General features: G+C 69.4%; 9 protein-coding genes. 2 read left to right on the forward strand and 7 right to left on the reverse strand.

The genetic code is table 11. The features are described 5' to 3' along the window. Positions 1-59 precede the first annotated feature (59 nt). Both NC4_RS12305 and NC4_RS12310 read left to right on the forward strand, forming a co-directional pair. Positions 60-701 carry a DUF4097 family beta strand repeat-containing protein gene (locus NC4_RS12305; RefSeq protein WP_067536661.1) on the forward strand — a complete coding sequence of 214 codons (642 nt, stop codon included), beginning with the start codon at positions 60-62 and terminating at the stop codon, positions 699-701. 102 nt (positions 702-803) lie between these two features. Next, a complete protein-coding gene (locus NC4_RS12310; protein WP_067536664.1) occupies positions 804-1,409 on the forward strand; it encodes a DUF4126 domain-containing protein in 606 nt (201 codons plus the stop codon). Here NC4_RS12310 and NC4_RS12315 read toward each other — a convergent pair. From NC4_RS12315 to NC4_RS12345, 7 genes are all read right to left on the reverse strand, one after another. Further along, positions 1,400-2,293 carry an alpha/beta fold hydrolase gene (locus NC4_RS12315; RefSeq protein ID WP_067536667.1) on the reverse strand — a complete coding sequence of 298 codons (894 nt, stop codon included), beginning with the start codon at positions 2,291-2,293 and terminating at the stop codon, positions 1,400-1,402. The genes NC4_RS12310 and NC4_RS12315 overlap by 10 nt on opposite strands. Before the next feature lie 222 nt (positions 2,294-2,515). Beyond that, positions 2,516-4,279 (reverse strand): DEAD/DEAH box helicase, encoded by a 1,764-nt coding sequence (locus NC4_RS12320; RefSeq protein WP_157554598.1) that lies wholly within the window; start codon positions 4,277-4,279, stop codon positions 2,516-2,518. 206 nt (positions 4,280-4,485) lie between these two features. Next, entirely contained in the window at positions 4,486-6,054 is a 1,569-nt protein-coding gene (locus tag NC4_RS12325; protein ID WP_067536669.1) for an adenylate/guanylate cyclase domain-containing protein, read from the reverse strand. Positions 6,055-6,411: 357 nt separating this feature from the next. Next, positions 6,412-7,791 carry a M1 family metallopeptidase gene (locus NC4_RS12330; protein ID WP_067536803.1) on the reverse strand — a complete coding sequence of 460 codons (1,380 nt, stop codon included), beginning with the start codon at positions 7,789-7,791 and terminating at the stop codon, positions 6,412-6,414. Next, entirely contained in the window at positions 7,791-11,663 is a 3,873-nt protein-coding gene (locus NC4_RS12335) for a Pls/PosA family non-ribosomal peptide synthetase (protein WP_157554616.1), read from the reverse strand. Before NC4_RS12335 ends, NC4_RS12330 begins: the two co-directional genes overlap by 1 nt. Before the next feature lie 142 nt (positions 11,664-11,805). Beyond that, positions 11,806-12,720: an SGNH/GDSL hydrolase family protein gene (locus tag NC4_RS12340; RefSeq protein ID WP_067536674.1), complete on the reverse strand. Its 915-nt coding sequence runs from the start codon at positions 12,718-12,720 to the stop codon at positions 11,806-11,808. Between the two features lie 102 nt (positions 12,721-12,822). Beyond that, positions 12,823-13,245, reverse strand: a complete 423-nt coding sequence (locus NC4_RS12345; RefSeq protein ID WP_067536676.1) for a VOC family protein — start codon at positions 13,243-13,245, stop codon at positions 12,823-12,825. Positions 13,246-13,282 lie beyond the last annotated feature (37 nt).

Raw genomic sequence — 13,282 nt, forward strand, 5'->3', positions numbered from 1 at the left:
TGTCGCCCGGTGACGGCCCTTCATACGCCAAATCGATCTCAGACCAATGGAGTACAGCCATGCCTACATACGAAACCCCGAAGCCGATCGCTGTCACCGCCGACGTACTCAGCGGCAATGTCACGGTGATCGCTTCCGACCGCGCCGACACCGTCGTCGAGGTCAAGCCTGCCGATCCGGCCAGGAAGGACGATGTGCGGGCCGCCTCGGAGACGCGCGTCGGATTCACCGATGGGGTGCTGAGCGTGACCACGTCGAAAGGCTGGCGGACCTACTCGCCGTTCGGCGGAAAGGCGTCGATCGAGGTGCGGATCGAGGTGCCGTCCGGTTCTCGGCTGAAAGGCGCTGTCGCACTGGGTCGACTGCTCGGCGCCGGAGACCTCGGCGAATGCGACCTCGAGGTCGCCGCGGGAGACATCCTCGTCGAGAGCACGAGCGGTTCCGTAACCGCGAAAACCGCGAAGGGCGACATCCGCATCGGCGAAGCCTCACACGGAGTGCTCCGCCTCGAAACATCGATGGGCGAACTCGAGGTCGGCATCCGTCCGGGCAGCGCAGTCCGCGTCGATTCGACCACCCTGCACGGCCACGTCCAGAACCTCCTGCAACCAGTCGCTTCGACGACCGACAAGGACCTCGTCCAGGTCATCGCCCACAACTCGTACGGGAACATCATCATCCACCACGCGACCGCTGCCTGAGGGCCCAGCAGGTACTGGTGCAGGTGTCTTCTCGGGATTCACCTGCATCATTACCTGCTCGCCTTGCGCTCGTGTGGGGGTGGGCGGGGGAGACTGGGGGGTATGGAGATCACTTCGGCTGTGACGGCGGTGCTCGGGGCCTTCGGGTTGTCGGGGGCCGCGGGGCTGAATGCCTGGTTGCCGCTGCTGGTTGTGGGTATTGCGGATCGGGTCGGGTGGATTGATCTGGGGAGTTCTTACGGGTGGCTGTCGTCGACGCCCGCGCTCATCGTGATCGGGGTCGTGTTCGTGCTCGACCTTGTCGGGGACAAGATTCCGGCGCTCGATTCGGTGCTGCACGGTATCGGGACGCTCGTCGCTCCGGCTTCGGGGGCGATTCTGTTCGCGGCCGAGACGAGTCTGTCGGCGCAGTTGCCGCCCGCTGTCGCGGCGGTTCTGGGGGCGATAACGGCGGGCAGTGTGCATGCGGGGCGGGCGGTCGTGCGGCCGTTCGTCACGGGAACGACTGCGGGAGTAGGTAATCCGGTCGTGTCGACCGCCGAGGACGGGACGTCGCTCGTGCTCACCGTGCTGGCGCTGGCGGTGCCTGTGCTCGCGTTCGTCGTGATCTTCATTCTGCTGATCGGGTTGGGCTGGTTGGCATTCCGGGCGCTCCGGTGGATGCGGGCCAGGCGCGGCCGCGATGCGGTCGGATCCGGTCAGGCGTGATTGCGGCCTACCGCCGCGAATTGCTCCACCAGCAGCCGGGTTACGAGCTCAGGGGCTTCCTCGGGAATCCAGTGCGATACGCCCGGGAGCACCTCCAGCCGGAATGGGACGTCGACATATCGGCCGGTCAGCTTCACTCCGGTGTCGAGTACTGCGGTGTCGTTGTCGCCCCAGAGCTGCAGGACCGGGACGGCGACGCGACCGCGCAGCAGGCGCGGTGACGAGAAGGGCATGCCGCGATACCAATGCAGGCCGCCGCGGGCGATCGCCCTGTCGCGCAGCCGATCTCCGTCGCGGCGAGCATGTTCGGCGGATTGTCCCGTCTGCCGGAGCAACCGGCGAAACAGCTCGGTGCGCACCGTGAACTCGGGAATCAGCGGCAGCTGGAAGAAGTACATGTACCAGGAGGCCACCGACTGCCTGCTCGTGAGCATGGCCCGTGTGAACGCCCCCGGATGCGGGACCGACAGCGCCGACAGCGACAGCACCCGGTCGGGATGCGAGATGGCCGCCGCCCACGCCGCGGCCGCACCCCAATCATGGCCGACCACATGTGCGGGCCGCCCGATCTCATCGACCATCGCGCGCACATCTGCGGCCAGCTCATTGAGCCGATACTGCCACCGCCACCGCGGCGCGGCACTCGCCCGCGCACCACGCAGATCCGGCGAAAACGTCCGATACCCGGCCTGATTCAGCAGTGCGGCCACCGGTCCCCAGCTGCGCGAATCCTGCGGCCACCCGTGCAGCAGCAGCACCGGCTCGCTGCCGATCGGCCCCGAATCCAGGACCGGAAACACCAGCCCCTCCCGCCGAAATGCGGTGATCCGCCCCGGATCGCTGCCCTGCTCACCGGATTCATGAACGGTTACCTCGGTCGCCATTGACCCACACCTCCCGTGATCGCCTGATCGCCGATCCAGCGTGTCACAGCAGACGCTTTAACGCTACCGTCAGTTACGGATAAATTCGGACGACCTCGGCAACGCCCCATCGAGACGTCTGCCTGCCCGGCATCCGAACTCGACTCGATGCCGCCAGACATCTCCGACGCCGTGCGCGCGCTGGCCGGGCCCGAACAATCGGTCGAGCCCGGCCAGCGGAGGTCAGCGGCGGCCTTGGCTCGGGGTTGCCGAGCGCTCGCCGTGGACGGCGGCGGGGCCGCCGGAGCGACGGCGGGAGGTTCCGGCGTGTGCACGGGTGCTGCCGGAACTTGCACTGCGGGTGGCGGATCCGGTGGCGGGGCGGTCTTCCCGACGGTTGGTGGCGCGTCCTCCGGTCGAGCGCGCGCTGTCGGTGTGGCCGCGCCGGGCGGCGGCCCCGCTGCCCGTGCCGCGGAATTCCTCGGACGTCGCGCGGCGCGGGCCGCCGTTGCCCGTGCCCCGGCGGCTGCCGCCGCCTGCCCCGCGTGAGCCTTCGGATGCGTCACGCGTGCTGGTGCCGGTCGTGCCGCGCACGCCGCCGCTGGTGCCGCGCGAACCGCCACCACCGGTGCGGCGCGTTCCGGAGCCGGTTGTGTTGCGGGAGCTGCCATTACCGGCGCCGCGCGAACCGCCGTCATTCGCGCCACGGGTGCTGCCGCCAGCGCGTGGGGCATTGCCGGTGCGGGCCTGACCGTTGCCGCGGCGGCCGGGGCGAGCGGTCTGCTGTTCCCGCGCTTCGGAATTCGTCGCGGCGGGCGTGGTCGGGGGTGCGATGGGGCCGACCAGGGCGGTGACGGGGGCGGAGTGGGCGGTCACGCGCTGGGGTTCGACGGCGATACCGGCTTTTTTGAGGAGGACGGCGACGTCCTTGCGCTGGTCCGGGAGGACGAGGGTGACCACGTCGCCGGAGCTGCCCGCGCGGGCGGTGCGGCCGGAACGGTGCAGGTAGGCCTTGTGCTCGGCGGGCGGGTCGACGTGGACGACGAGTTGGACGTCGTCGACGTGGACGCCGCGGGCGGCGACGTCGGTGGCGACGAGGACGCGGGCGGTGCCGTCGGCGAAGGCGGCGAGATTGCGGTCGCGGGCGGCCTGGGAGAGGTTGCTGTGCAGGTCGGTGGCGGGGATGCCGACGGCCGTGAGCTGCTTGGCCAGGCGGCGGGCGTGGTGCTTGGTGCGCATGAACAGGATGCGGCGGCCGGTGCCCCAAGCCAGGGCGGTGACGAGCTCGCGCTTGGCGTCGGGGCCGGTCACCTCGAAGACGTGGTGGGTCATGTCGGGGACGGGGGAGTGGGCCTCGTCCACCTTGTGGGACAACGGGTTACGCATGAAGCGCTGGACCAGCTTGTTGACGCCGTTGTCGAGGGTGGCGGAGAACAGCAGGCGCTGGCCGTCGGCCGGGGTGGCGGCGAGGATGCGCGTCACGCCGGGCAGGAAGCCCAGATCGGCCATGTGATCGGCCTCGTCGAGGACGGTGATGCGGACGGCGTCGAGGGAGACCAGGCGCTGCTGCATGAGGTCCTCGAGGCGGCCCGGGCAGGCCACGACGATATCGACACCGGCCTGCAGCGCCTTGGCCTGGCGGTTCTGCGGGACGCCGCCGAAGACGGTGGTCACCTTCAGCCCGCAGGCGGCGGTCATGGGCTCCAGTGCGGCGGCGATCTGGGTCACCAGCTCCCGGGTGGGCGCGAGGATCAGGCCCGCGGGGCGGCCGGGGGTGCGGTTGCCGCCCGCGAGGCGCTCGACCAGGGGAATGGAGAAGGCGAGGGTCTTGCCGCTGCCGGTGCGGCCGCGGCCGAGCACATAGTGTCCGGCCAGCACGTCGGGCAGCGTCGCCGCCTGGATCGGCTTGGGTGCGGTAATGCCTTTCGCGGCCAGCGCGTCGACGATCGGCTTGCGCACGCCGAGCGCGGAGAACGACAGGGCCGGGCTCGATGAACGAGTCGTCATAAGTGTTTCAGGGGCCTTTCGAGCATCGGGGTCAATCGCAGCGTCGGCGCAGGACAGTCGTCCCGCCTGCCGATCCGCTGCGTAGCCGACGCGAAGAGGAGACATCCACGACGGATATGAGTATGCAAGATCGCTACTCGACTGCTGAACACCATATCCAATGAGCCGATCTACGACGTACGTTGGTGGCCGACGTCATCTTTCGCTCAGAGCGGGTTCGGCCGCGCCAGACGGGTCTCGCGGATGCGTCCGCGCAGCGTGACCTGCTCGCCGAGCTCCCACTGCTTGCGCTCGAGCTCGTCGGCCGAGTGCACGGTGGCCGCCGAGGCGAGCACCCGGCCCGGGTCCTGTTTGGCGAGTTCGCACAGCCGGGCGGCCTCGTTCACGGCATCGCCGATGACGGTGAACTCGTAGCGGCGGTGCGCGCCGACATTCCCGGCGACCACCCGACCGGCCGCAATGCCGATACCCGCGTCGAATTCGGTGGCGGCGTAGACCAATCGGGACCGGATGGCCCGCGCGGCGGACAGCGCCGCTCCGGCGGCATCGAGAAGTGGCGCGGGCGTGCCGAACACGGCTAGGGCCGCATCGCCTTCGAACTTGTTGAACAGCCCGCCGTAGCGCTCCACCTCGTCCACGACGATCTCGAAGAATTCATTGAGCAGCGCCACGATCTCGTTCGCCGGGCGGGTCGCGGTCATGGTGGTGGAGCCGATGATGTCGACGAAGATCGCCGCGGCTTCGGTTTCCTCCCCGCCCAGTTCGGGATTGCGGGCCAGCGCCGCCGCCGCGACATCGTGGCCGACATGGCGGCCGAACAGGTCCCGGATGCGTTTGCGCTCACGCATTCCCGCCACCATATGGTTGAAACCGCTTTGCAGCTCACCCAATTCGGTGCCGTCGTACACGGTGACCGCCACCTCCAGATCACCGTCCTCGACCCGGCGCAGCGCATCGCGCACCCCGCGGATCGGCGCGACCGACGCCGCGAGGGTCTGAATCGTCAACAGGAGCCCGAAGACCAGCGTCGCGCCGCCCAGCGACAGCACGCACACCGCGAGCCGATTGGTGCTGATGTCCATCCCCGCCAGATCCAGCACCGCGATCGTCATGAGCAGCGCCACCGGCGTGCCGGAGCCCAGTAGCCACATGACCAGGGACCGCCCGAAGACGCCGAGCCCCCGCCGCCGTCGCCGCGGCGCGGCATCGAGCACCCGCGCGGTCACCGGCCGCAGTGCGAATTCCGCCAGCAGATAGCTGTTGGCGCAGACCACGATGGCGCTGAACCCGACGCCCAGCACGATCTTGGGCACATACGCGGGATCGACCAGCCCGTACATGGGTGTGAGCACCACCAGCCCCGCGAACCACAGCAGCGCCTGCTGCAACACCAGCTGCCTGGGCACCCGTGCCGTGGCCGCCTGCTCCGCCTCGGTCGGCACCCGGTCCGGATCGGTCGCCCACCGCAGCGTCCGCAGCCCCCAGATCGTCCCCCAGCCGAACCCCGCGGCCAGCGCGATGGCCACATAGACCGGGACGGCGACGAAGTTCAGCAGCACCAGCTCCCGGGTGAACAACGGCGGTCCCGGCAACACCACCCCGATCAGCAGCGCGGCCACCGCGACACCGGTCAGATTGGCGAACAGCAGCGGCAGCGTCAGCAGCAGCTGCAACCGCACCCGCCGCAAGGTCTCCCCCTCGTCCGCGGGCCCGAGCAGCCGCGATCCCCACGGCGCGGCCCCCAGCGCGGCAGGCGTCACATCACTGTCCATCATGTGAGCAGCCTATGCGGACCAACCGGTCGGCCCGCGTTGCCCACCCTCGTGGGCACCCACCGCTTACCCCGGTATTCGCGCTCAGAGGAGTACGCACCCGGCGCGGGGGCCTGTGCTCGGCCGACATCATGCTCGAGGAAGCCGTCACCTGACGAGGGAGTCGCTGCTCGGCGCGAGATTCCGCTCGGCGAGGGTCGTTGGCCGGGCGCGAGATTCCGCGCAGCGAGGGTCGTTGGGTGGGCGCAAGTCCCGCTCGGCGAGGGTCGTTGGGTGGGCGCAAGTCCCGCTCCTTCGGAGCGTGTGCCCGTCGGGGCCTTGCCCCGTGCGGGGCATCTCGTGTGGCGGGTCCCCGGTCGCCTATCCCGTGGCGCGGCCCCGCCGGGAGCGCATGTCCACCGTCCAGGCGGCCGCGGCCGACGGCAGTTGGGGGAGCGGCTCGTGGCGGAGCCAGGCGTCCCACAGCGGCCGCAGCGGCGTCTGGCTGTAGTGCTCGGCCAGGTCGGTGAATTCCTCGGTGGAGATCGAGGCGTGGCGGTAGCGGGTGGTCCAGGCGCGCAGCAGATCGAAGAAGGCGGTGTCGCCCAGATGCAGGCGCAGTGCGTGCAGGGTGAGGGCGCCGCGTTTGTAGACGCGGTCGTCGAACATGTGCTGGGCGCCGGGATCGGCGAGCAGGAGATACTGAGGGAGGCGGGACAGGTTCTGATGCGCGGTGCGGGCCAGGTGGTCCGCGGAGGGACCGCCGGAGGCTTCCGACCAGATCCACTCGGCGTAACAGGCGAAGCCCTCGTGCAGCCAGATATCGCGCCACTGGCGGATGGTGAGGCTGTTGCCGAACCACTGGTGTGCGAGTTCGTGTGCGACAAGGCGTTCCGAGCCGCGATGGCCGTCGCAGTGGTTCGCGCCGAAGACCGAGATGCCCTGCGCTTCGATGGGGATCTCGAGGTCGTCGTCGGTGACCACGACGGTGTACGCCTCGAACGGGTACGGCCCGAACTTGTCGATGAACACGTCCATCATGCGCGGCTGGCGCGCGAAGTCGTGATCGAACGCGGCACGCAGCCGGGCGGGCAGGACCGCGTGCATGGCCACCGGATCGTGCGGGGATTCCAGGCGGTGCTTGCGGTACGGCCCGATCTGGATGGTCGCCAGATAGCTCGACATGGGTTCGGGCTGCTCGTACACCCAGGTGGTCTGGCTGGCCTTGGTCTGCTTGCGTACCAGCGTGCCATTGGCCACGGCATAGAACGGCGAATCGGTGGTGATCGAAATCCGGTAGCTCGCTTTGGAACTGGGATGATCGTCACACGGGAACCAGGAGGCCGCGCCATTGGGCTGACTCGCCACCAGCGCGCCCTCGGTGAGCTCCTCCCAGCCGACCTCGCCCCACGGCCCGCGCACCGGTCGCGGTGTGCCCGCGTACTGGACGGTGAGCGCCAGCACCCCGCCGGTGGGGATCCGGTGCTGCGGCGTAATGACCAATTTCCCTTGCCGGTGCGTGTATTTCGCCACCTTGGCGCCGTTGACCAGCACCTTGGACACCGTGAGCGCCTGAGAGAGGTCCAGCGTGAACCGATCTCTCGGCCCGGTCGTCACCGCCGTGATCTCCGCGCGCCCCGCCAGCCGGTTGCTGGCGACCTTGTAGGTCAGCTCCAGCTCGTAGCGCGAGACCCGGTATCCGCGATTCCCGTTCTGCGGCAGGTATTCGTCGATGGGCTCCTCGTAGAACTTCCCCGGCATCACCGCGCCGCTTCAGTCTTGCCGGGCCACGGCGCGATCGGATTGCCCCACCACCGGGTGGACGGCGGCACGCTGTCGCCGCGCATGACCAGCGACGCCGGTCCGACGGTCGCGCCCGCGCCGATGCGCGCGGCGGGCAGGGCCACGCAGTGCGGGCCGAGGGTGGCGCCCGCATCCAGAGTCACGGTGTCCATGGCCATGATTCGATCGTGGAACAGATGGGTCTGCACCACACAGCCCCGTTCCACGGTCGCGCCGTCACCGAGAGTCACCAGGTCCGCCTCCGGTAGCCAATAGGATTCGCACCATACCCCGCGGCCGATCTTGGCGCCGAGTCCGCGCAACCACAGATTGAGGACGGGCGTACCGGTCGCGGCGCGCGCGAACCAGGGCGCGGCGACGTGTTCGACGAAGGTGTCGGCGACCTCGTTGCGCCACACGAACGAGCTCCACAGCGGATGCTCCTCGGCCCCGATTCGCCCGACCAGCAACCATTTCGCGAGTACGGAGCTGAGTCCGGCGACCGCGCCCGCGCCCATGAGCACGAGACCGCTGAGCAGCGCGGCGGGCAGATGGCCGAGGGTCTGCGCCAGCCAGGCGAGGGTGAACAGCACGCCGAGCCCGATGCCGAAGGTCACCATGACCGGGATCAACCGGCAGGTCTCGACAATGCCGCGGGCAATGCGCAGCCGCGGCGGCGGATCGAAAGTGCGTGCGGTATCGGCGGTTTCGGCCGTACGCCGCAGCCGCACCGGCGGGCTGCCGAGCCACGACGAGCCCGCCTTGGCCTTGGACGGCGCGGCCGAAAGCACCGCGACCAGACCGTTTTTCGGCACGCGCCGACCGGGTGCGGTCATTCCGGAGTTGCCGAGAAAGGCGCGTTTGCCGACCTTGGCCTCGCCGATGCGCAGCCAGCCGCCGCCGAGTTCGTAACTGGCGATCATGGTGTCGTCGGCCAGGAACGCGCCGTCGGCAACAGTGGTGAACTTGGGCAGCAGCAGCACGGTCGAGGCTTCGACGTGCTTGCCGACCTTCGCGCCCAACAGGCGCAGCCAGATGGGGGTGAGCAGGCTGGCGTAGAGCGGGAACAGGAAGGTGCGGGCCGAATCGAGGAGCCGTTCGGTGGCCCAGGCCTGCCAGCCGATCCGGCTGCGGACCGGGTGATAGCCCTCGGTGAGACCGATGCTGAACAGGCGCACGGCAATGACCGTGACAATGGCGTAGATACCCAGGCTGAGCAGCACGGCCACCGGCAGGATGGCGAAGGCGCGGCCGAGTCCCGCGGTGAGCGTGGCGGTATCGCGAATCCACCAGGCGATGAACGCGCCACCGGCGGCGAGGCCGAGGATCGGGACGGCCGCCAGCACCATGGAGGTGATGCCGAATACGGCGACCCAGTGCGCCGCGCGCGCCGGGGTGTGATCGGGCCAGCGGTGCTGGGCCTTACCGACTTTCACCGCGGGCGAGCCCGCCCATTCCTGATCGGCCTTCACCTTGCCGGAGACCGCGGATCCGGGCGCGATCTCGGCATTGCGCCCGATGACGGTGCCGGGCAGCAGAATCGAGCGCGCACCGACGACCGCGCCCGGACCGATGCTGATCGGCCCGATGTGCACGATATCGCCGTCGATCCAGTAGCCGGACAGATCGACCTCGGGTTCGACGCTGCAGCCGTTGCCGAGTTCGAGCATGCCCGTCACCGGCGGCAGCGTGTGCAGGTCCACGCCCTTGCCGATCTTGGCGCCGAGCGCCCGCGCGAACGGCACCATCCACGGTGCGCCGGACAGGTTTTCGGCCCCGCTGGCCTCGGACAGTCGCACCGCGGTCCACAGCCGCAGATGCGTCCAGCCGCCGCGGGCGTAACTGCCGGGCCGCAGCCCGCGCAACAGGATCCGCGATCCCGCCACGCACAGGGTCATGCGGCCGGGCGGTGAGATGAACAGCAGGAACGCCACCAGCGCCCACCACCACGACAGCTGCGGCAGCCAGGACAGGGAGCCGGACCAGGCGGCGATATTGCCGACCACGCCCAGCCAGGTCAGCCACTGCAAGCCGGTGAGGGTCGTGAGCGGAATGGTCGCCAGCACCTGGAACAGCTGGGCCGGAAGGGGAGTGGGCCGCACGATCCGCTCCTCGACCGCGACGACCGGCGCGCTCTCGTCGAGGAAGGCGGCCAGTGCGCCGAGGCGCGGATGATCGTAGAGATCGGCTACGGCAATGTGCGGGAAGCGTTCCCGCAGCGCCGCGACCAGCTGCGCGGCCGCGAGCGACCCGCCGCCCACGTCGAAGAAATCGGTGCCCGGATCGGTGACCTCCGCGCCGAGGATCGAATCCCACAGTCCGGCAACCCAGTGCTCGGTCTCGCTGAGACCGGTCTCGGCCTCGGCGGGCGCGGTCTTGGGTAGCGGCCAGGGCAGCGCATCCCGGTCGACCTTGCCCGAGGTGCGCGTCGGCAGCTCGGCGACCACGGCCAGTCGCGGCACCAGCGGAGCCGGAAGCTGTTCGGCCAGCTGCGCTCTGGCGGCTTTGAGGTCGTATCCGGCCTCCGGGCCGGTGAGATATCCGACCAGGATCTTATTGCCCGCCTTGGTGCTCCGGATGGCCGCGGCGGCGCCGGTCACCCCGGGTAGATGCTGCAGAGCATTGTCGATCTCGCCGAGTTCGATTCGCCGTCCGCCCAGCTTGATCTGATCGTCGGCGCGACCGAGGAACACCAGGCCCGCACTGTCGTTGCGCACCAGATCGCCACTGCGATAAGCCCGTTCCCAGCCGACCGACGGCAGCGGCGCGTATTTCTCCGCATCCTTGGCCGGATCCAGATAGCGCGCCAGTCCGACGCCGCCGATGACGAGCTCGCCGGATTCGCCCTCGCCCAACGGATTTCCGGCCTGGTCGACGACGGTGAGATCCCAGCCGTCCAGGGGCAGTCCGATGCGCACCGGGAAGCCGCCGTTCAGCAGTGCGGCGCACGCCACCACGGTCGCCTCGGTGGGCCCGTAGGTGTTCCACACCTCGCGCTCGGTGGTCCCGGCGAGGCGTTCGGCCAGTTCGGGCGGCACGGCCTCACCGCCGAAGATGAGCAGCCGCACCGATTCCAGGGCTTCCGCGGGCCAGGTCGCGGCCAGGGTCGGCACCGTGGAGACGATGCTGATCTCCCGGCGCACCAGCCACGGCCCCAGATCCGCGCCGGTGCGCACCAGCGCGCGCGGCGCGGGCACCAGGCAGGCGCCGTGCCGCCAGGCCAGCCACATCTCCTCGCAGGAGGCGTCGAAGGCGACCGAAAGCCCGGCGAGGACCCGGTCTTCCGGCCCGATCGGCGCATCCTGGAGGAACAACCGTGCCTCGGCGTCCACGAATGCGGCGGCATTGCGATGGGTGACCGCAACGCCTTTCGGGGTTCCGGTCGATCCGGAGGTGAAGATGATCCACGCGTCGTCGTCGGGCGTGGGCGCACCGGTTCCGGTGGCCCTCCCGGATTCGGCTGCCGCGGCGGTGGTTTCGATCCCGTCGGCGGTGACGATGGCGGTGACCTTGGCCTCGCCGAACACCAGCCGGGCGCGCTCGTCCGGGTCGTCGGCATCGACGGGCACATAGGCCGCGCCCGCGTGCAGCACGGCCAGAATCGTCACGTAGAGCGCGCTGGTGCCCGACGGCATCCGCACGCCCACCCGGTCACCGGAGCGCACCCCGGCCGCCGTGAGCCGGGCCACCTCGAAGTCGATCGCGGCCTGCAATTCCGCGTAGTTGAGCACCGCCTCGCCGTCGTCGATGGCGGATGCCTCCGGATGCGCCCGCGCGGTGGCCGCGAGAATCTGGACCAGGGTGCGGGCGGGCGGCGCGAGTGCGGCTCGCAACAATGGGGAAGCACCCATCGCGGTCTCGACCTGCGGCGTCACGCCATGTCCACCTCTCATAGAACGATCAGCGCTGTGCGCGTTCGTTGTTTCACACGAGGGTTACCAGAGGGCAAACTCCACGGTGACCAGCTGTCCACTTTACCCGTGTCCAGCGGCCTCACCTGCGCAGAGCGGCTGTGATGCGGTCGGCGATGAAGGCTTGGCCCGCGATATTCGGGTGGAAAGGCCAGGTATTGAGGGGATTGGGGAAGAACAGCGGATTGCTCCAGTTGAAACCCGCTGGCTGATAAGCATCGTGGCCGAGTGCGGCGGTATCGGCGAAGACGGCCCCGTGCCGGGCGGCCTGGTCGGCCAGCATGCCGTTGAGGCGGCGCTGCACCTCGGCGAGATACGGGGCGTCACCGGCGGCGATGGGCACGGACGGAAAACAGCCGCGCCCGTCCGCGGGCAGGATGGGCAGATAGCCCACGACGACGATATCCGCCTGTGGCGCCCGCTGCCGGATGCCGTCCAGGGTGAGGGCGATCCGCGGCGCGACGGCATCGATGGATTCGGTGAGCCGGTCGAAGCCGCCCGCGGTGTAGAAGTTCCGGCACGGTTGTCCGCCGGGATCGCCGAGCGCTCGCGCCATGCAGGCCTGCAAGATATCCGACAAGCCGATATCGTTCCCGCCGATGCTGATCGTCGCCAGATCGGTGTCCGGGGTCAGCGCATCGAATTGCGGCGGATTCAACCCGCCGACCGGGACCCCGTACAGATTCGGCACCTGCGGGCGCGCCATATCCGCGGTGATCGCGGCACTGCAACTCACATCCAGGAAGACCCCGGCGCCCACCGCTCGCGCCACATCGGCCGGATAACTGTCCGATGCGCGCAGACACCCCACCGGATTCCCGTTCATCGACGTCCAAGCGCCAACGGCCGCATAGGAATCCCCGAGCGCCACATAGCGGTGATAGCCGCCCGGCTCGGCGGCGGCGGTCGCGCCCGAGGCGACCGCGACCCCGCCCGTGACCACCGCCACCGCCGCCCGCGCGAGCGCCCGACCGATTCGAGACCGCCGTTCCGGCATGGAGACACGTCCTTTCGCCTGTGGGTACTCCCTCCCGATCAGACCATCCGACGTGTCCTCATGGTTCGTGCCACGCGCAGGCGTGCGGTGATCCGCGCGGGGTCAGCCCGTGTAGCCGCTCACGACATCCAGCACCCAGACCACGCCGAAGCGGTCCTTCAGCATGCCGTAGGCGGGCGCCCAGCCCGCGGGTCCGATCGGGATCACGATGGTCGCGCCGTCGGAGAGTCGCTGCCAGTATTCGGTGATCTCCTCGACGGACTCGCCGCGCACGGATACGAAGAACGAATTCTCGCCACGGTCGTGGGCCATTGCCGAGGGCACGTCGTAGGCCATGACGTGGAAGCCGTTTCCGGCCAGCACTTGGCCCCACATCACCCGGTCGGAATCGGATTCGTCGCGGACCGAGTCGGCGTCTTTGTAGGTGACGACGGCGAGATCGCCGCCGAATGCGGAGGCGTAGAACTCGAGCGCCGCCCGGGCCTCGCCGCGAAAGTTCAGGTGGGTTGTCGTTGTGATCGTCATGCGATCTACCTTCGCGACCGAAGCGGCCAGGTTGTGT

It is taken from the genome of Nocardia crassostreae (assembly GCF_001613405.1).
Classification (GTDB): domain Bacteria; phylum Actinomycetota; class Actinomycetes; order Mycobacteriales; family Mycobacteriaceae; genus Nocardia; species Nocardia crassostreae.